The organism is Pseudomonas sp. CGJS7 (assembly GCF_036961695.1).
Genome location: NZ_JBAMDI010000068.1, coordinates 1 through 19,025, shown reverse-complemented (window position 1 = coordinate 19,025; position 19,025 = coordinate 1). Strand labels below are relative to the sequence as shown.

Annotated in this window: 16 protein-coding genes; 4 read left to right on the top strand and 12 right to left on the bottom strand. The window is 60.1% G+C overall.

Annotated elements, in window-relative coordinates; all coding sequences use genetic code 11:
- Positions 1 to 49: 49 nt before the first annotated feature.
- From V7787_RS31500 to V7787_RS31480, 5 genes are all read right to left on the bottom strand, one after another.
- A complete protein-coding gene (locus tag V7787_RS31500; protein ID WP_064491250.1) occupies positions 50 to 1,057 on the bottom strand; it encodes a sulfate ABC transporter substrate-binding protein in 1,008 nt (335 codons plus the stop codon).
- A 50-nt stretch (positions 1,058 to 1,107) separates the two neighbouring features.
- Positions 1,108 to 1,290 (bottom strand): sulfur starvation response protein OscA, encoded by a 183-nt coding sequence (gene oscA, locus V7787_RS31495; protein ID WP_003248957.1) that lies wholly within the window; start codon positions 1,288 to 1,290, stop codon positions 1,108 to 1,110.
- A gap of 233 nt (positions 1,291 to 1,523) precedes the next feature.
- Complete coding sequence (locus V7787_RS31490; protein ID WP_336091351.1) at positions 1,524 to 4,577, bottom strand: efflux RND transporter permease subunit; 3,054 nt, start codon at positions 4,575 to 4,577, stop codon at positions 1,524 to 1,526.
- Positions 4,574 to 5,641 carry an efflux RND transporter periplasmic adaptor subunit gene (locus V7787_RS31485; protein WP_020192410.1) on the bottom strand — a complete coding sequence of 356 codons (1,068 nt, stop codon included), beginning with the start codon at positions 5,639 to 5,641 and terminating at the stop codon, positions 4,574 to 4,576. Before V7787_RS31485 ends, V7787_RS31490 begins: the two co-directional genes overlap by 4 nt.
- The gene (locus V7787_RS31480) at positions 5,638 to 6,726 is read right to left on the bottom strand and encodes an efflux RND transporter periplasmic adaptor subunit (protein WP_014592777.1); all 1,089 of its coding nucleotides are present in this window, start codon (positions 6,724 to 6,726) and stop codon (positions 5,638 to 5,640) included. The genes V7787_RS31485 and V7787_RS31480 overlap by 4 nt, the downstream gene beginning before the upstream one ends.
- A gap of 318 nt (positions 6,727 to 7,044) precedes the next feature.
- Between V7787_RS31480 and V7787_RS31475 the strand changes: the two genes are divergently transcribed.
- Together V7787_RS31475 and V7787_RS31470 are read left to right on the top strand one after the other, a co-directional pair.
- On the top strand, positions 7,045 to 7,809 hold the full coding sequence (locus tag V7787_RS31475) for an RHS repeat-associated core domain-containing protein (RefSeq protein WP_336091347.1): 765 nt from the start codon (positions 7,045 to 7,047) through the stop codon (positions 7,807 to 7,809).
- A 303-nt stretch (positions 7,810 to 8,112) separates the two neighbouring features.
- Positions 8,113 to 8,568 carry an REP-associated tyrosine transposase gene (locus V7787_RS31470; RefSeq protein ID WP_064491253.1) on the top strand — a complete coding sequence of 152 codons (456 nt, stop codon included), beginning with the start codon at positions 8,113 to 8,115 and terminating at the stop codon, positions 8,566 to 8,568.
- A 149-nt stretch (positions 8,569 to 8,717) separates the two neighbouring features.
- Here V7787_RS31470 and V7787_RS31465 read toward each other — a convergent pair whose 3' ends face one another.
- The 7 genes from V7787_RS31465 to V7787_RS31435 all read right to left on the bottom strand — a co-directional run bounded on the left by V7787_RS31465 (position 8,718) and on the right by V7787_RS31435 (position 17,024).
- Positions 8,718 to 9,611 (bottom strand): ABC transporter permease subunit, encoded by an 894-nt coding sequence (locus V7787_RS31465; RefSeq protein WP_010955705.1) that lies wholly within the window; start codon positions 9,609 to 9,611, stop codon positions 8,718 to 8,720.
- A complete protein-coding gene (locus tag V7787_RS31460; protein WP_003253736.1) occupies positions 9,608 to 10,528 on the bottom strand; it encodes an ABC transporter permease subunit in 921 nt (306 codons plus the stop codon). The genes V7787_RS31465 and V7787_RS31460 overlap by 4 nt, the downstream gene beginning before the upstream one ends.
- Positions 10,525 to 11,667, bottom strand: a complete 1,143-nt coding sequence (gene potA, locus V7787_RS31455; protein WP_010955706.1) for a polyamine ABC transporter ATP-binding protein — start codon at positions 11,665 to 11,667, stop codon at positions 10,525 to 10,527. The genes V7787_RS31460 and potA overlap by 4 nt, the downstream gene beginning before the upstream one ends.
- Positions 11,668 to 11,738: 71 nt before the next feature.
- Positions 11,739 to 12,833 carry a polyamine ABC transporter substrate-binding protein gene (locus tag V7787_RS31450; RefSeq protein ID WP_010955707.1) on the bottom strand — a complete coding sequence of 365 codons (1,095 nt, stop codon included), beginning with the start codon at positions 12,831 to 12,833 and terminating at the stop codon, positions 11,739 to 11,741.
- Positions 12,834 to 12,989: 156 nt separating this feature from the next.
- A complete protein-coding gene (locus tag V7787_RS31445) occupies positions 12,990 to 14,087 on the bottom strand; it encodes a polyamine ABC transporter substrate-binding protein (RefSeq protein ID WP_014592782.1) in 1,098 nt (365 codons plus the stop codon).
- Between the two features lie 168 nt (positions 14,088 to 14,255).
- Entirely contained in the window at positions 14,256 to 15,617 is a 1,362-nt protein-coding gene (locus V7787_RS31440) for an aspartate aminotransferase family protein (RefSeq protein ID WP_010955709.1), read from the bottom strand.
- 48 nt (positions 15,618 to 15,665) lie between these two features.
- The gene (locus tag V7787_RS31435; RefSeq protein WP_010955710.1) at positions 15,666 to 17,024 is read right to left on the bottom strand and encodes a glutamine synthetase family protein; all 1,359 of its coding nucleotides are present in this window, start codon (positions 17,022 to 17,024) and stop codon (positions 15,666 to 15,668) included.
- Positions 17,025 to 17,065: 41 nt separating this feature from the next.
- Here V7787_RS31435 and V7787_RS31430 point away from each other — a divergent pair, with 41 nt between their 5' ends.
- Together V7787_RS31430 and V7787_RS31425 are read left to right on the top strand one after the other, a co-directional pair.
- Positions 17,066 to 17,326: a hypothetical protein gene (locus V7787_RS31430; protein ID WP_020193883.1), complete on the top strand. Its 261-nt coding sequence runs from the start codon at positions 17,066 to 17,068 to the stop codon at positions 17,324 to 17,326.
- A gap of 272 nt (positions 17,327 to 17,598) precedes the next feature.
- Positions 17,599 to 18,975: a glutamine synthetase family protein gene (locus tag V7787_RS31425; protein ID WP_010955711.1), complete on the top strand. Its 1,377-nt coding sequence runs from the start codon at positions 17,599 to 17,601 to the stop codon at positions 18,973 to 18,975.
- Positions 18,976 to 19,025 lie beyond the last annotated feature (50 nt).

Genomic DNA, 19,025 nt, shown 5'->3' with positions numbered 1-19,025 from the left:
GCCTTGTGTCGCGAATGGCCCGCAACGCGGCCCCGCTTTCCTTTGGCCCTTACTGTGCCTGATAGATCTGGTCGAACACACCGCCATCATTGAAGAATTTCGGTTGTGCAGTCTTCCACCCACCAAAGTCCTTGTCGATGGTCACCAGGTCCAGTTTCGGGAACTGCTTGCCGAACTCCGCAGCGACTTTCTCGTCACGCGGGCGGTAGAAGTTCTCGGCGGCAATCTTCTGCCCGGCCGGGCTGTACAGGTGCTTGAGGTATTCGGTGGCAATCTCGGTATTGCCCTTCTTCTCGGCGTTTTTGTCGACCACAGCCACTGGCGGCTCGGCAAGGATCGACAGCGACGGCACGACGATCTCGAACTTGTCGGCACCACCGTCTTCCTTCAGGGCCAGGAAGGCTTCGTTTTCCCAGGCCAGCAACACGTCGCCCTGGCCATTGTTGACGAAGGTGATGGTCGAACCACGGGCGCCGGTATCCAGCACCGGTACATGCTTGAACAACTCCTGCACATAGGCCTTGGCCTTCTCTTCGCTACCGCCGGCCTTCAGGCCGTACGCCCACGCTGCGAGGAAGTTCCAGCGTGCACCGCCGGAGGTTTTCGGGTTCGGAGTGATGACCGACACGTCCTTCTTGATCAGGTCGCCCCAGTCCTTGATGCCTTTCGGGTTGCCCTTGCGCACCAGGAACACGATGGTCGAGGTGTACGGGGTGCTGGCGTCAGGCAGGCGGGTCTGCCAGTTCTCGGGCAGGGTCTTGCCAAGCTTGGCCACTTCGTCGATGTCACCGGCCAGGGCCAGGGTCACCACGTCGGCGCGCAGGCCGTCGATCACCGCACGGGCCTGCTTGCCCGAACCCCCATGGGATTGCTGGATTTTCACCTTGTCACCCGGGTGGGCCTGTTGCCAGTGTTTGATGAACTCGGCGTTGTACTGCTGGTACAGCTCACGGGTCGGGTCATAGGACACGTTGAGCAGTTCGTAGTCCTTGGCGATGGCGGAACCGGCAAAAACAGCACTGGCCACGGCGGCGAGCGCATAACGGCGGATGGACATGGTGAAGCTCCCGATTGGCATTTTTCTAGTTTTGGATGTTGTGGCGCCGATCAGCCGGGCTTGTTGCCGGGCTGTTGCAGGCGGAACTTCTCCTTGCGCTCGATCTGTACGACCTGAGCGTTGTGCACGGTAATCTCCACCGCACCGAAACGCAGGTCGCGCAGGGCGCTCTGGATTTCACGCAAGATGGTGGCTTCGTCCTGACCGTCGATGCTACGCAGAGATGCACTCATGCTCGTTCTCCTTGGAGTGAGGGCGCCGGGCAGAGGTTTGAAGGGGATTTGCGCCTGGCTTGAGGGCAATAGTAGTGAGGCGGGATTATTCTTAAAAATACTGTTTAAGAATTTTTATATAACCATTTAAAAGCACACGCCCCTTGTAGGAGCGGGTTTACCCGCGAATACGGTGGTCGATGCACCATCGCATTCGCGGGTAAACCCGCTCCTACAAGGGGCCATATGGGCCTTCAGGCGTGTTTCTGCGGCTCGCGGATCTTGTACCAGGCCACGTACAGCGCCGGCAGGAACAGCAGCGTCAGCAAGGTCGCCACGATGATCCCGCCAATCATGGCGTAGGCCATGGGGCCCCAGAACACCTCGCGTGCAATCGGGATCATGCCCAGGCTCGCCGCCGCCGCGGTCAGCAGGATCGGCCGGCGCCGATGGTTGGTGGCCTCCACCACCGCATCCCACGGCGACAGGCCTTGGGCTTCGAACTCGTCGATCTGGGTCACCAGGATCACCGAGTTACGAATGATGATGCCCGCCAGCGCAAGGATGCCGAGGATCGCCACAAAGCCCATCGGCGTACCCGTAGGCACCAGCGCCAACACCACGCCAATCAGCCCCAGCGGCGCCACGCTGACCACCAGGAACAGCTTCTGCACGCTGTGCAACTGGATCATCAGGAAGGTCGCCATGAGGAACAGCATCAGTGGGATGACCTTGGCGATCGGCCCCTGGGCCTTGCTGCTTTCTTCAACCGTACCCCCCGTGGCCACTTCGTAACCGACCGGCAGCTTGCTGGCGAACTCGTCAATTTTTGGCTTCAGCTGGGCCACCAGGTCAGTGGGCTGGATCTCGCCATTGACTGAGGCCTTGATGGTGATGGTCGGCTTGCGGTCGCGGCGCCACACCAGCGGCTGTTCCAGTTCGTAGCGCACGGTGGCGAACGACAGCAGCGGGATCGACGTGCCGTTAGGGGTGAGAATTTGCAGGTTCTGCAGGGTATCAGGCGAGCCACGCTCGCTGTCTTCGGCGCGCGCGACCACATCGACCAGGTAGATGTTGTCGTTGACCTGGGTGATCTGCACGCCACTGACGATGCTGTTCATCACATTGGCAACATCTTCGGACGACAGCCCCAGCTGGCGTGCCTTGTCCTGGGCAATTTCCACGCGCAGCACCTTACCCGGCTCGTTCCAGTCGTAGATCATCTCGCCGATGTGCTCGTTCTGGTCGAGCAAGGTGGCCAGCTCGATGGCGTGTTTGCGCACCTGGTCGATGTCGGCACCGCTGACCCGGTACTGGATCGGCCGGCCTACCGGCGGGCCCATCTCCAGCGATTGCACGTTGGTGCCGACGCCGACGAACTCTTCGTGCAGGATCTTCCGCAGGCGGTCCATCATGGCCTCACGCTCTTCGAAGCCCTTGCTGACAATCACCAGCTGCGCGTAGTAAGGGTTCTGCAACTGCTGATCGAGGGGCAGGTAGAAGCGGATCGCGCCCTGGCCGATGTAGGTACTCCAGTGCACCAGGTCCGGGTCGTCCTTGATCCGTGCCTCGAAGCGGTCGACCACCTTGCGCGTCTCCTCGATCGAGGCGTTCTGCGGCAGGTTGAGGTCGACGAGAATTTCCGGGCGGTCCGAGGACGGGAAAAACTGGTTCTGCACAAAACGCATGCAGAAGATCGCCAGGGCAAACAGCACCACGGTGCCGATGATGGTCAACCAGCGGTTGCGCATGCACCACAGCAACCCGCCTTCAAATGCCCGCCCGACCCGGCCAGGCTCAGCCTCGTGAGCCTTGAGCTTGTCGCCTTTGAGAATATGCACGCCAAGCACCGGCGCGAAGAACACAGCCACCACCCACGACACGATCAGGGCCACGGCAATCACCGCGAACAGGGTGAAGGTGTATTCACCCGCAGAGCTGGCGTTGAGGCCGATAGGCACGAACCCGGCCACGGTCACCAAGGTGCCGGTAAGCATGGGGAAGGCTGTGGAGGTGTAGGCGAACGTCGCCGCCTGCTCCTTGCTTTCACCCATTTCCAGCCGCGTGACCATCACCTCCACGGTAATCATCGCATCGTCCACCAGCAGGCCTAGTGCAATGATCAGCGCACCCAGCGAAATCCGCTGCATGGTGATGCCGCTGTACTCCATGAACACGAACACCATGGCCAGCACCAGTGGGATCGAGCAGGCCACCACCAGCCCGGCGCGCACGCCAAGACTGACAAAGCTCACGGCCAGCACGATCACCACCGCCTCGAACAGCGCGCTGGTGAAACCGCCGACCGCCTGCTTGACCACCACGGCCTGGTCAGAAACGGTGTGTACACCGACACCCACCGGCAGGTCCTGGACCACCTGGTCCATGCGCTTTTTCAACGCCGCACCGAACACCTGGATGTTACCGCCGGCCTTCATGCCGATGGCGAGGCCAATGGCTGTCTGGCCGTTGTAACGGAACATTGGCGAAGGCGGGTCGACGTAGCCGCGCTCGATGTCGGCGATATCGGCCAGGCGGAAGAAGCGGTCGTTGATCCTCAAGTTGACGGTTTGCAGGTCTTTTTCCGAGGCAAACTGCCCGGACGTACGCACCGAGATACGCTCCGGGCCGGCCTCGATCATGCCGGCCGGCGTTACCGCGTTCTGCGCTTGAAGTGCCTGCATCACCTGGCGCTGGTCAATGCCCAGGGCTGCCAGCTTGCGGGTGGAGAAGTTCAGGTACAGCACTTCGTCCTGGGTGCCGACCAGCTCGATCTTGCCGATGTTGGGTACATCGCGGACCTCGGCCCGTGCCTGTTCCACGTAGTCCCGCAGTTGGCGCAGGGTCAGGCCGTCAGCGGTAAAGGCATAGATCGAGCCGAATACATCACCGAATTCGTCGTTGAAGCCCGGCCCCTGGATACCGGCGGGAAATTCGCCACGAATATCCTGGATTTTCTTGCGCACCTGATACCAGATATCCGGAATGTCCTTGGCCTTGGTGGTATCGCGAAGGTACACGTAGACCGTGGATTCGCCGGGGCGGGTGTAGCTTTTGGTGTAGTCGAGCGAGTCGAGTTCTTCGAGCTTCTTCTCGATGCGGTCGGTAACCTGGTACAGGGTTTCGTCCTGGGTCGCACCGGGCCACCGGGTCTGGATGACCATGGTCTTGATGGTGAACGACGGGTCTTCCTCGCGGCCCAGGTTGAAGTAGGAAAAAATCCCCATCAACAGGCTAACGAACATCAGGTACCAGACGAACGATTGATGCTTGAGTGCCCAGTCGGACAGGTTGAAGCTTCCTTTCATTGCGCATCCTCGTCGAAGGTGACCTTCTGGCCAGGCTTGAGGCTGTTGACGCCGGCGGTGACCACACGCTCACCGGGCTGCACACCGGCGCTCAGCACGATGCTGTCAGCGGTGCGGTCGATCAGCGCCACGTCACGGGTGGCCACGGTCTTGTTCTGCGTATCAATCACCCACACCTGGGTCTTGCCATCGCGCTCGAGCAAGGCACTCAAGGGCAGCTCGCTGCGCGGGGACACTTCCGAGCTAAGGGTCACACTGATGGCGGTGCCGAGGTGAAAGGCCGCCGGTGTGCTGGCCAGGGTAAGGCGAGCGCGGCGGGTACGGGTGGTAGCATCGGCCTGGGGCTCCAGTTCACGCAGGCTGGCCGTGGTGTTGATGGTCGGGTCCAGTTGCGAGGCAACGGTGAAGGTCAGGCCTTTGCTCAACTGCTCGGCCAGGCCGATCGGCAGGTCGATTACCGCCTCCTTCACGTCCGGGCGGGCCAGGGTCACCACGGCTTGCCCGGCGGTAACGGTTTGCCCGGCTTCGGCCTGCCACGCGGTAATCACGGCAGCGTGGTCTGCACGCAGGGTGCTGTAATCGAGCTGGTCACGGGCCTGGCTGACGGCGGAGCGCGCCTGCTCCAACGCCGCACTGGTGGTTTTCAGGTTGGTCTGGGCGATATCCAGCTGTGCCTGGGCGCCAACCCCACGGTCATACAACTGCTGCTGGCGACGGGCATCGGCCTGGGCGTTGATCCACTGTGCCTGCACCTTGGCCAGATCGCCTTCGGCGGCGCGCAGCTGGTTCTGCTGGTCGGTCGGGTCCAGGGTGGCCAAGGTGTCGCCCGGCTTCACCTGGGCGCCCACGTCCAGCCAGCGTCGGGCAATGCGCCCGGAAACCCGGAAGCCCAAGGTGCTTTCGAAGCGCGCCTGGATACTGCCGGCGAAGCGGCCCAGCTGCGACTGCACCTGAGGTTCGACCTTGACCGACAGCACGGGCCGGATCGCCTCGGGTGCCTCTTCTTCGCTACTGCAACCGACCAGCAGCACAGCGGCCGAGAGCATCAGCAACAGACGCTTCATAGCTCACCCCCTGGGCCCTTGGCATCGACCTTCTGTACCTGCATGCCGGGGTGCAGCAACTGGCCGCCGTTGACCACTACGGTCTCGCCGCCTTTCAGGCCGCTGGCGACCACGATCTTGCCGGTGAGGTAACGGCGGATTTCGACCTTGCGCAGTTCCACCTTGTCGCCCTCGCCCACCACCCACACGGCAGGCTCATGCAAGGCCTTGGTCAGTGCCGACCATGGCAGCTCGATGCTGGGCCGGCCCTGGGCGTTGGTGGTGGCAGTAACCGGTGCCCCCAACTGCATCCCGGGCGGCACGTCCTTGAGCCCTACCTTGACCTGCACGGTGCCGCTTTGCGCCGATACGGTGGGGGTGATTTCACGTACGAAGCCATGGGCCTGGACCTTGGGATCGTCCAGCAGGCTCACGACTACCCCGGCATCGCTGGGCGGCGCCACCAGCAGCGACTCGTAGACGTTGAACACCGCATCGCGGTCGCCATCGACGGCCAGGCTAAAGATCGGCATGGTCGCCTGCACCACCTGGCCAACCTCGGCCTGACGCTCGGTGATCACCCCGGCGGCCTCGGAGACCAGTGCGGTGTAGCTGAGTTGCTCGTTGGCATTGGCCAGTTGCGCCTGGGCGGCCTTGAGTGCGCTCTGATTGCTGCGCAGCGCGGCCTCGGCAGCATCGTACTCGCTCTGGCTGGTGTAGCCCTTGGGCAGCAGTTTTTGCTGGCGCACGAAGGCCGCACTGGTCTGGGTGACCCGCGCCTGCGCGGCGAATACCTCGGCCTTGGCCGAGTCGACATTGTTCTGCAGGTCTTTCGGGTCAAGCCGGGCGAGCACCTGGTTGGCCTTGACGTGATCGCCCACGTCGACGCTACGCGAAATGATCTTGCCGCCGACGCGGAATGACAAATCGGTCTGCACCCGCGCCTGCACGTCGCCGGTCAAAGTGACCCTGGCAGCGAAATCGGTGGGTTGTACCTGCTGCACACCCACCCGAGGCAGTGTCTCGGGGACCTCTTCCTTGCTACAGCCGGTGAGCATGTACAACAGCCCCAGGCAGACGACCGACAGCGGACGCATCAACGCCATGCTGGCTCCTTGCTTGTGCACAAATGATTTGTGGGATGCGACTGTGAGCGTAGTTCAGGGTTCGATAAACATCACTGGCGGGGGATCATTCCGACATTTTCACAGCCGGTGCGGGCCTCGCACAAATGAATCGTGGGATGCGAGGGAAAGCGTCGATCAGGGTTCATTGAACGTCATGAACCTGAATGCTTTTAGCCGCATCCAAGCAGCAGGAAAAGCGCAGCTAATTCACAAAAGCACTCGCTGAGACCTGATATTTCTAATAGTTGCCAAACGGCCAGAAAAGTAGAGAGTCAACCTGTAAAGGAGGACCTAAAAATGACGAAGCTGAGCGATACCAATCGAAACCATACATTCACCCCCTACGGGCACTCAAAGACGCCCCGTAACCCTACCAACTCTTTACAGTTTCACGGCGAATTTCTACACAGCACAGTGGGCTTATACTTTCTTGGTCTTGGCGCCCGAACATACAACCCCAGAATTTTTCGTTTCCACTCCAGCGATAGCTTGAGTCCTTTTTCGCTTGGCGGTATCAACTCATATACCTATTGCTTAAGTGACCCCATAAACCTATCCGACCCAACAGGCCGCTCACCCCTATTACTTCGCCCCAAGACAATAACACTCGATACAAACTGGACATTGAAATCCAGACCTGACTATGTGCAAAAACAGCTTCGCTGGGGAAACTCGAGCGCTAAAATCTTCAATTCAGATGAGAGCCCAGCTACGCTATCAACTACGCCACCATCCAAACAACAACTCCATGAATCTTCACATAGCATACTACCCTCACGACGAGCTCCCGAACACATTAACGTAGCCCCTCAAGCAATCGCTAGGCTTCCTGACAGCACTCGCATTTCTTTAAGAGGTTATATTCGCACTGCAAATCAGCACAACGACTTCAAAGCTCAGAACGTTCGGCACCTTCCTTCAAATTCGCCAATAGTCAAGGATTTCATTCAAAATTTCGGTGAAGCCAGGCGCCTACGCACTGCCTTGAAAGAAATCTACAGAACCACTTTCGATGAATTTGAACGTAATTTGCTGTCTACCGTTCTCCGCGTCAGGCTGTGAAGCGTACTCAAAGATAGCCCTGCGGCTAAAGGAAAGTAGTATCTCGTCGCCAGTACTCGCAACGCAGCGACGTGAGTTCATGAAAGTCATACACCTTCAGGGCCTCTTCGCGGGCACGCCCGCTCCCACAGAGAGAGCGCACTATCTGAGGCTTGCGCGGTACCTGTGGGAGCGGGCGAGCCCGCGAAGAGGCCTCCACAGCCATGCATCAGTATCTGCCATATCCAGAAACCATCAGGCATCGGCCATCCCCGCTCCAACCGCTACCTTTCACAGGGAGGTTCACATTCAAGGAAGATCAAAATGCCGTTAGCCGAATCCCACCGATTGCGCCGTGGGCGCTTCTCCGAGCCTGGCAGGCTCTACATGCTGACCACCATCACGCATCAACGCAAACCACTGTTCCGCGACTTCCACCATGCCCGCCTGGTGGTCAAACACCTTCGGGTCTCAGATGACATTCAGGACTGCCGATCGTTGGCCTGGGTAGTGATGCCGGACCATCTGCATTGGCTGATTGAGCTGAAAGAAGTGACATTGGGAACGTTGATGCGCAAGTTCAAATCACGCACAGCGATTGCCTTGCGCAAGGCCGGTGTCGGGCACAAGCCGATATGGCAACCGGGTTACCAGGACCATGCGCTGCGGCGGGAAGAGTGTGTGGTTCATGTAGCCCGGTACATTGTTGCCAATCCCTTGAGGGCTGGATTGGTCAGAAGTATCAGGGACTATCCACATTGGGATGCGGTATGGCTTTGAATCGGTGCTGGAGCCTTCGCGGGCATGCCCGCTCCCACAGGGCTCAGCGCAACCCTGAAGGCTGTGATACCCCTGCCCCACAGGGCTCAGCGCAACCCTGAAGGCTGTGAGGTCCCTGTGGGAGCGGGCGTACCCGCGAAAGGGCCAGGTCAGGCCGACGCAGCCACCTGCGCCGGGCGCTTGACCTGCGGCTGCGAAGCGTTGGCTGCAGCACCCTCTTCGATCGCCTGCTGAATCGCCTTGCGACGACGCTCTTCGGCCTGGCGGCTGAAGTACCAGACGAAGAAGGTCACCAGCGATACCGACAGCAAGATCAGGCTGGCCACGGCGTTGATCTCCGGTTTCACACCCAGACGCACCGCCGAGAACACTTCCATCGGCAAGGTGGTCGAGCCAGGCCCGGAGACGAAGCTGGCCAATACCAGGTCGTCCAGCGACAGGGCAAACGACATCATGCCGCCCGCCGCCAGCGATGGCGCGATCATCGGGATGGTGATCAGGAAGAACACCTTCCACGGCTTGGCACCCAGGTCCATCGCCGCTTCCTCGATCGACAGGTCCAGCTCACGCAGGCGAGCCGACACCACCACCGCCACATACGCCGCACAGAACGTTGTATGGGCGATCCAGATGGTGACGATACCCCGCTCCTGCGGCCAGCCGATCATCTGCGCCATGGCCACGAACAGCAGCAACAGCGACAGACCGGTGATCACTTCGGGCATTACCAGCGGCGCAGTGACCAGGCCACCGAACAGCGTGCGGCCCTTGAAGCGGGTGACCCGGGTCAGCACGAAGGCCGCCAGGGTACCCAGCGCCACTGCCGCCACCGCCGTGTAGCAAGCGATTTCCAGCGAGCGCATCACCGAACCCATCAGCTGGGAGTTGTCGAGCAGGCCGACGTACCATTTGATCGACCAGCCGCCCCACACCGTCACCAGTTTGGAGGCGTTGAACGAGTAGATCACCAGGATCAGCATCGGCAGGTAGATGAACAGCAAGCCGAGCACCAGCATCAGCTTGGAGAAACTGAAGCGTTTCATGCGCGGCCCTCCATCTCTTTGGCCTGGCTACGGTTGAACAGCAGGATCGGCACGATCAGGATCGCCAGCATCACCACCGCCAGGGCGGATGCCACCGGCCAGTCACGGTTGTTGAAGAACTCCTGCCACAGCACTTTACCGATCATCAGGGTTTCCGGGCCACCCAGCAGTTCCGGGATCACGAACTCGCCCACCACCGGGATGAACACCAGCATGCAGCCGGCGATGATGCCGTTCTTCGACAACGGTACCGTGATCTTCCAGAAGCTGTTGAAGGTGCTCGAACCCAGGTCGGAGGCAGCTTCGAGCAGGCTCGGATCATGCTTAACCAGGTTGGCGAACAGCGGCAGGATCATGAACGGCAGGTACGAATAGACCACGCCGATGTACACCGCCAGGTTGGTGTTGAGGATCTGCAACGGCTGGTCGATCAAGCCGGTCCACAGGAGGAAACCGTTGAGCAGGCCGTTGTTGCTGAGAATACCCATCCAGGCATAGACGCGGATCAGGATCGCGGTCCAGGTTGGCATCATGATCAGCAACAGCAGGACCGTCTGGGTCTCCTTCTTGGCGTTGGCAATGGCGTAGGCCATCGGGAAGCCGATCAGCAGGCACAGCAGGGTGCTGAAGAACGCCATCTTCAGCGAACCCAGATAGGCCGAGAGGTACAGCTCATCCTCGGTCAACAGCCCGTAGTTGGCCAGGTTGAGGACCAGCTGGATCTTGTCTTCGACGTAGGTGTAGATCTCGGTATACGGCGGAATTGCCACGTCAGCTTCGGCAAAACTGATCTTCAGGACGATGAAGAACGGCAGCATGAAGAACAGGAACAGCCAGATGAACGGCACGCCGATCACCAAGTGCCGCCCCTCCGGGACCAGACGCTGGAAGGCTCGCTTGAGCTTGCGCAGTTTCATGACCGCAGTACCACGCCGCTGTCGTCTTCCCACCATACGTACACTTCATCGCCCCAGGTAGGACGGGTACCTTGGCGCTCGGCGTTGGCAACGAACGACTGGACGACCTTGCCGCTCGGCAGTTCCACATAGAACACCGAGTGGCCGCCCAGGTAGGCGATGTCGTGGATCTTGCCGCGCGACCAGTTGTGCTCGCAGGTTGGCTGCTGGGTGGTGACCAGCATCTTTTCCGGGCGCAGGGCGTAGGTGATGTGCTTGTCTTCCACCGAGGTGGTGATGCCGTGGCCCACGTAGATCTTGCGCTCCAGCTCCGGGCTGGCAATGATCGCGTAGCCTTCGGCGTCGTCGACCACGTCACCTTCGAACAGGTTGACGTTACCGATGAACTCGCACACCAGGCGGCTGGTAGGTGTCTCGTAGATGTCCACTGGCGAGCCGATCTGGGCGATCCAGCCCAGGTGCATGATGGCGATGCGCTGGGCCATGGTCATGGCCTCTTCCTGGTCGTGGGTCACCATCACGCAGGTTACACCCACGCGCTCGATGATCTCGACCAGCTCCAGCTGCATCTGCGAACGCAGTTTCTTGTCCAGTGCACCCATCGGCTCGTCGAGCAGCAGCAGTTTGGGGCGCTTGGCCAGCGAGCGGGCCAACGCCACACGCTGACGCTGGCCGCCCGACAACTGGTGCGGCTTGCGCTTGGCGTACTGGGTCATGTGCACCAGCTTGAGCATCTCGGCCACGCGGGCATCGATCTCGGCCTTGGGCATCTTGTCCTGCTGCAGGCCGAAGGCGATGTTCTGCGCCACGGTCATGTGCGGGAACAGTGCGTAGGACTGGAACATCATGTTGATCGGCCGCTCGTAGGGCGGCATGTCGGTGATGTCGACGCCATCGAGGAAGATCCGCCCTTCGGACGGGCGCTCGAAGCCGGCCAGCATGCGCAGCAAGGTGGACTTGCCGGAACCGGAGCCGCCCAGCAGGGCGAAGATCTCACCCTTGCGGATTTCCAGGGACACATCGTCCACGGCTACCGTTTCGTCGAACTTTTTCGTGACCCGGTCGATCTTGACCAGCACCTGCTTGGGTTGCTGGCCACCCTCGAGGGCTTTTTTATAGGCACCGGAGGCAACTGCCATGAGTGAAACTCCCAACAAGATTTTTGTGCCCGCGTGGCCAGTTCTACGGCGCCGTCGCGGGTCTGGATTTTTTACTTGCCCGACTTGACCTTGGTCCAGCTGCGGGTCATCAGCCGTTGCACCTTGGGTGGCAACTCTGAGTTCACGAACATCTTGTCCAGTACTTCCTGCGGTGGGTAAACCGCGGCGTCAGTCCTTACGGCCTGGTCCATCAGGGCGCCAGCCTTGGGGTTCGGGTTGGCGTAACCGACGTAATCACTGACCTGGGCGATAACCTCAGGTTTCAGCAAATAGTTGATGAAGGCATGCGCCTCTTTGACGTTCTTGGCGTCCTTGGGGATCGCCAGCACGTCGAACCAGAGGTTGCCGCCTTCCTTGGGAATGGCGTAGGCCAGGTTCACACCCTTCTTCGCTTCTTCAGCGCGGGCCTTGGCCTGGAATACATCACCCGAGAAACCTGCCGCGACGCAGATGTCGCCATTGGCCAGGTCGGTGATGTACTTGGACGAGTGGAAGTAGGTCACGTACGGGCGCACCGCCAGCAGCTTCTGCTCGGCCTTGGCGTAATCCTTGGGGTCGGTGCTGTTCGGGTTGAGGCCCATGTAGTTGAGCACCGCTGGCAGCATTTCGTCCGCCGAGTCGAGGAAGGCCACACCGCACTTGGAGAGCTTCTTCATGTTTTCGGGTTCGAACAGCACGGCCCAGGAGTCGATGGTGTCCACGCCCAGCGCGGCCTTGACCTTGTCGACGTTGTAACCGATGCCGTTGGTACCCCACAGGTAAGGCACCGCGTACTGGTTGCCCGGGTCGTTCTTTTCCAGGCGCTTCATCAACGCCGGGTCGAGATTGGAATAGTTGGGCAGCAGGTTCTTGTCGAGCTTCTGGAAGGCGCCCGCCTTGATCTGCTTGCCGAGGAAATGGTTGGACGGCACCACCACGTCATAGCCGGTGTTACCGGCCAGCAGCTTGCCTTCCAGGGTTTCGTTGGAGTCGAACACGTCTTGCACAGGCTTGATGCCCGTGGCTTTCTCGAAGTCCGCGAGTGTGGTCGGGCCGATGTAGTCGGACCAGTTATAGAAGTGCACCGTCGGCGCCGCTTGGACGCTGCATGCCAGCGTCAGGCCCGCGCCAGCCATCAAGGCCTTGCGGAATACAGAAATAGACAAGTGGGGGTCCTCACAATCAGTGCCTGGGTAGCGAAAATGCTGCCGCACACGCAAAACCGGCGCGCAACTTAACTTCGCAGCTTCGATGCCGCAATCATCAATTACCTTTCAATGGCTCTGGGCCGAAAAACCCGGCCCAGAGCTGTCGCATCGGGCTTACTTGCCCGACTTGATCTTCGTCCAGCTGCGGGTGATCACTCGCTGCACAGAAGCGTCAGGCGCAGCGATCGCGTACAGCTGCTTCTTCACTTCGGCAGGCGGGTAGATGCTTGGGTCGCTGGTGATGTCTTTGTCCACGAACGGGGTGGCAGCAGCGTTACCGTTCGGGAAGCGTACGGCGTTGGTGATTTCAGCCATGATTTCCGGCTGCATCAGGAAGTTCATGAACTGGTAGGCAGCGTCTTTATGTTCGGCATCTTTCGGGATGGCGACCATGTCGTAGAAAGTACCGGCACCTTCCTTCGGAATGACGTAGTCCACTTTGACCTTGTCGCCCGCTTCATGGGCACGGGCCTTGGACTGCTCCAGGTCACCCGAGTAACCGACGGCTACACAGATGTTGCCGTTGGCCATGTCGCCGATGTACTTGGACGAGTGGAAGTAGGTGATCGAAGGACGGATCTTGAGGAACAGGTCCTCGGCGGCCTTCAGGTCTTCTTTCTTGGTGCTGTCGGTCGGTTTGCCGAGGTAGTGCAGCGCAGCCGGGAGCATTTCGGTCGGGGCGTCGAGGAAGCTCACGCCGCAGCTCTTGAGCTTGGCGATGTTCTCAGGCTTGAACACCACGTCCCACGAATCGATCTTGTCCACGCCCAGCGCAGCCTTGACCTTCTCCGGGTTGTAGCCGATGCCGATCGAGCCCCACATATAAGGGAAGGCATGCTTGTTGTCCTTGTCGCTGGCATCGCCAACGGCCTTGAGCAGGTCAGGATCGAGGTTCTTCCAGTTCGGCAGCTTGGAACGGTCCAGCTCCTCGTACACGCCCGCCTTGATCTGCTTGGCCAGGAAATTGTTCGAAGGCACGACGATGTCATAGCCCGACTTGCCTGCCAGCAGCTTGGCTTCCAGGGTTTCGTTGCTGTCGAAGACGTCGTACTTGACCTTGATCCCCGTCTGCTTCTCGAACTTGGCGATGGTGTCCGGAGCGATGTAGTCCGACCAGTTATAGACGTTCAACACTTTGTCTTCAGCCTGAACAGCGGAGGCCATGGCACCCATCAGGGCGGCGGCCAGCAACGTCTTGCCCATTTTATTCATGCGTAATGCTCCAGAATTTTTATTTAGCAACTGTCCAGCAGCCAGAACCCACGGTGCAGAGCGCGCGGCGACTGAAACAGTCGCTAGTCTGGCAAGTTACAAGGCCCTGTATCAAGGAAAGCAGGGCCATGTAACGACTTAATGTCACAACGCTAGCCTAGCAAACGCTTATTGAATCGCCTCAAGGGTCAGGTCCAGGCACTTGCGCGCCTTTTCCACCAGTTCGTCGATCTCCGCATGGCTGATTACCAGCGGCGGCGCGATGATCATGGTGTCACCCACCGCACGCATGATCAGGCCGTTCTCGAAGCAGAAGGTGCGACAGATCATGCCAACGCCCTTGCCCTCGTAACGGCTGCGGGTGGCCTTGTCCTTGACCAGCTCGATCGCACCCAGCATGCCCAGGCCGCGCACTTCACCCACCAGTGGATGGTCCTGCAGCTCGCGCAAACGCTTTTGCAAATACGGTGCCGCTTCCGTGCGCGCCTTCTCGACAATTTTCTCGTCACGCAGAATGCGCAGGTTTTCCAGGCCCACCGCGGCCGCCACCGGGTGGCCGGAGTAGGTGAAACCGTGGTTGAAGTCGCCGCCTTCGCTGATCACCTTGGCCACGGTGTCACGCACGATCACACCGCCCATGGGGATGTAACCGGAGGTCAGGCCTTTCGCGATGGTCATCAGGTCGGGCTTGAGGTCGTAGTAGTCCGAGCCGAACCACTCGCCGGTACGGCCGAAGCCGCAGATCACCTCGTCGGCGACGAACAGGATGTCGTACCTGGCGAGGATCTCCTTCACCTTCGGCCAGTAGGTTTCCGGCGGGATGATCACGCCACCAGCGCCCTGGATCGGCTCGGCGATGAAGGCAGCGACGTTGTCTTCGCCGACTTCGAGGATCTTCTTCTCCAACTGCTCGGCGGCCCAGACACCGAATTCGTCAGGGGTCATGTCGCCACCCTCGCCGAACCAGTACGGCTGAGGGATGTGCACGATGCCCGGGATCGGCAGGCCACCCTGCTCGTGCATGCCGCTCATGCCGCCCAGGCATGCACCGGCGAAGGTGGAGCCGTGGTAACCGTTGATGCGGCCGATGATGGTCTGCTTGTGCGGTTTGCCCTTCAGCGCCCAGTAGTGACGCACCATGCGCAGCACAGTGTCGTTGCCTTCGGAGCCGGAGCCGGTGAAGAACACATGGGTCATACCTTTCGGCGCCACGTCGGTGATCGCCTTGGCCAGCTCGAGCGCAGGCGGGTGAGCGGTCTGGAAGAACAGGTTGTAGTACGGCAGCTCGCGCATCTGTTTTTCCGCCGCCTGCACCAGCTCTTCACGTCCGTAGCCGACCGCCACGCACCATAGACCGGCCATGCCGTCGAGGATCTTGTGCCCCTCGCTATCCCACAAATGCACACCCTGGGCCTTGGTGATGATGCGCGGCCCCTTCTCCTTCAGCTGCTTGTAGTCACTGAAAGGTGCGAGGTGATGCTCCCCGCTCAGGGTTTGCCATTCACGGGTTTGCGGGTTGTTGACGCTCATGTGCTTCTCCGTTATTGGACCGCCGCGCTCCTGCGGCACCAGGGTTGATCAGACAGCGAACAGCAGGAACTCACGCTCCCACGAACTGATGACACGCTTGAAGTTTTCGTGCTCGGCGCGCTTGGTAGCGACATACCCGGTGATGAATTTCTTGCCCAGGTACTGCACCAGCGCACGGCTGTTTTCCATGCGTTCCAAGGCGTCTTCGATGGTCAGGGGCAGGCGCAGGTTGCGGCGTTCGTAACCACGGCCCTGCACTGGCGCGCTGGCCTCGATACCTTCGACCATGCCGATGTAGCCACACAGCAGGCTGGCGGCGATGGCAAGGTACGGGTTGGCGTCGGCGCCCGGCAGGCGGTTTTCGACGCGCCGGCTTTGCGGGCCGGCATCCGGTACACGCAGGCCGACGGTGCGGTTTTCTTCGCCCCACTCCACGTTCACCGGCGCCGAAGTGTCGGGCAGGAAGCGGCGGAACGAGTTGACGTTGGGAGCGAACAGCGGCAGCGCCTCGGGGATGAACTTCTGCAGGCCGCCAATATGGTTGAGGAACAGCGCGCTCATGCTGCCGTCTTCATTGCTGAAGATGTTCTTGCCGGTGGCCACGTCGACCACACTCTGGTGCAGGTGCATGGCACTGCCCGGCTCGCCGGTCATCGGTTTGGCCATGAAGGTGGCAGCCACGTTGTGCTTGAGCGCCGCCTCGCGCATGGTGCGCTTGAACACCAGGATCTGGTCGGCCAGGTGCAGGGCGTCGCCGTGACGGAAGTTGATTTCCATCTGCGCCGTGCCGTCTTCGTGGATCAGCGTGTCGAGGTCCAGCTGCTGCAGCTCGCACCAGTCGTAGACGTCTTCGAACAGCGGGTCGAATTCGTTGGCAGCTTCGATCGAGAACGACTGACGACCGGTTTCCGGGCGACCGGAACGGCCTACCGGGGGCTGCAGCGGAAAGTCCGGGTCTTCGCTGCGCTTGGTCAGGTAGAACTCCATCTCGGGGGCGACGATCGGCTGCCAGCCCTTGTCAGCGTATAGCTTGAGCACTTTCTTCAGCACGTTGCGCGGCGACAGTTCGACCGGGTTGCCCTTCTTGTCGTAGGTGTCGTGGATGACCTGTGCGGTCGGCTCGATGGCCCACGGCACGAGGAACACGGCGTTCTCGTCAGGGCGGCAGATCATGTCGATGTCTGCCGGGTCGAGCAGTTCGTAATAGATGTCGTCGTCGACGTAGTCGCCGGTCACGGTCTGCAGCAGCACGCTCTCGGGCAGCCGCATGCCTTTTTCAGCGATGAATTTGTTGGTTGGCGAAATCTTGCCGCGTGTGATGCCGGTCAGGTCGCTGATCATGCATTCGACTTCGGTGATCTTGTGCTCTTTCAACCAATCGGTGAGCTGGTCGAGGTTGTTACTCATAAATACCTCAGGAGGTAAGGTGGCCCGCGACTTGATTCTGGATGGAGTCGATTGCTAAAGCAAAAACCCACGCGCAGAGCCACAGTGGATACACTGAAATCAGCTGTGTCCGTAATGAGTTCAAAAGGCAGGAAGGTGAAGCGAAAGGCGGCAAGCCGCTGCGAGGACCGGTCCGGGAACGCGAAACGTCAATTATTGCGGCCAGGGCGACCACGCCATTGACGAAGCTTGCAAAAACGACGGATGTACCCGATGGCACTGCGCAGGCAATGCTTTCAGGTCGCGGCAAGCGGACCATGTGACCCTCGTATTATTGTGTTTTGGGTTGAAACCGAGCTTAGCCTTGTTCATTTTTTTACACAACACCTCCGTAAAAAATAAAACACGGCGCACCGGAGATAGCCCTTTACCCGGGAAATAGCGGATAATGGATTGCCCCGATATGCAGCAAATCTGCCGTAGATGTGCCATTTCAGGGCATCATGGGGTCGGCTTGACATCAGTATCTCTTTTCGATTGACTGGTCTTGCAAGCCCCCCTTGATTGATATTTTTAACAACAAAGGTGTTGCATCATGTCGGTACCCCCGCGTGCCGTTCAGCTTAACGAAGCGAACGCGTTCCTTAAGGAACATCCTGAGGTTCTCTACGTTGACCTTCTGATTGCAGATATGAATGGTGTGGTGCGTGGCAAGCGCATAGAGCGCACCAGCCTCCACAAGGTTTACGAGAAAGGCATCAATCTGCCGGCCTCCCTCTTTGCCCTGGACATCAACGGTTCCACCGTCGAAAGCACCGGGCTGGGCCTGGACATCGGCGATGCTGACCGCATCTGCTATCCAATCCCCGACACGCTCTGTAACGAGCCATGGCAAAAGCGCCCCACCGCCCAGCTGCTGATGACCATGCACGAGCTGGAAGGCGAGCCCTTCTTCGCCGACCCGCGCGAAGTGCTGCGTCAGGTGGTGACCAAGTTCGACGAACTGGGCCTGACTATCTGCGCCGCATTCGAGCTGGAGTTCTACCTGATCGACCAGGAGAACGTGAACGGCCGCCCGCAGCCACCACGCTCGCCAATTTCGGGCAAACGCCCGCAGTCGACCCAGGTGTACCTGATCGACGACCTCGACGAATATGCCGACTGCCTGCAGGACATCCTCGAAGGCGCGAAAGAACAAGGCATTCCGGCCGACGCCATCGTCAAGGAAAGCGCCCCGGCGCAGTTCGAAGTCAACCTGCACCACGTGGCCGACCCGCTCAAGGCCTGCGACTACGCGGTACTGCTCAAGCGGTTGATCAAGAACATCGCCTACGACCATGAAATGGACACCACCTTCATGGCCAAGCCCTACCCGGGCCAGGCAGGCAACGGCCTGCACGTGCACATTTCCGTGCTGGACAAAGATGGCAACAACATCTTCACCAGCGAGGATCCCGAGCAGAACGCCGCGCTACGTCACGCTGTCGGCGGTGTGCTCGAGACCCTGCCCGCGTCCATGGCCTTCCTTTGCCCGAACGTCAACTCGTACCGCCGCTTTGGCGCGCAGTTCTACGTGCCGAACGCGCCAAGCTGGGGCCTGGACAACCGCACCGTAGCGCTGCGCGTACCGACCGGCTCGGCCGATGCCGTGCGCATCGAGCACCGCGTCGCTGGTGCCGACGCCAACCCGTACCTGATGATGGCTGCCGTACTGGCTGGCGTGCACCATGGCCTGACCAACAAGATCGAGCCAGGCGCGCCGATCGAAGGCAACTCGTACGAGCAGCTGGAGCAGAGCCTGCCGAACAACCTGCGCGATGCCCTGCGCGAGCTGGACGACAGCGAGATCCTGAACAAGTACATCGATCCGAAGTACATCGACATCTTTGTCGCGTGCAAGGAAAGCGAGCTGGAAGAGTTCGAGCACTCGATCTCCGACCTCGAGTACAACTGGTACCTGCATACCGTGTAAACGAAAACGCCGCCCCTCAAGGGCGGCGTTTTTGTTTGAGACCGGTGTCG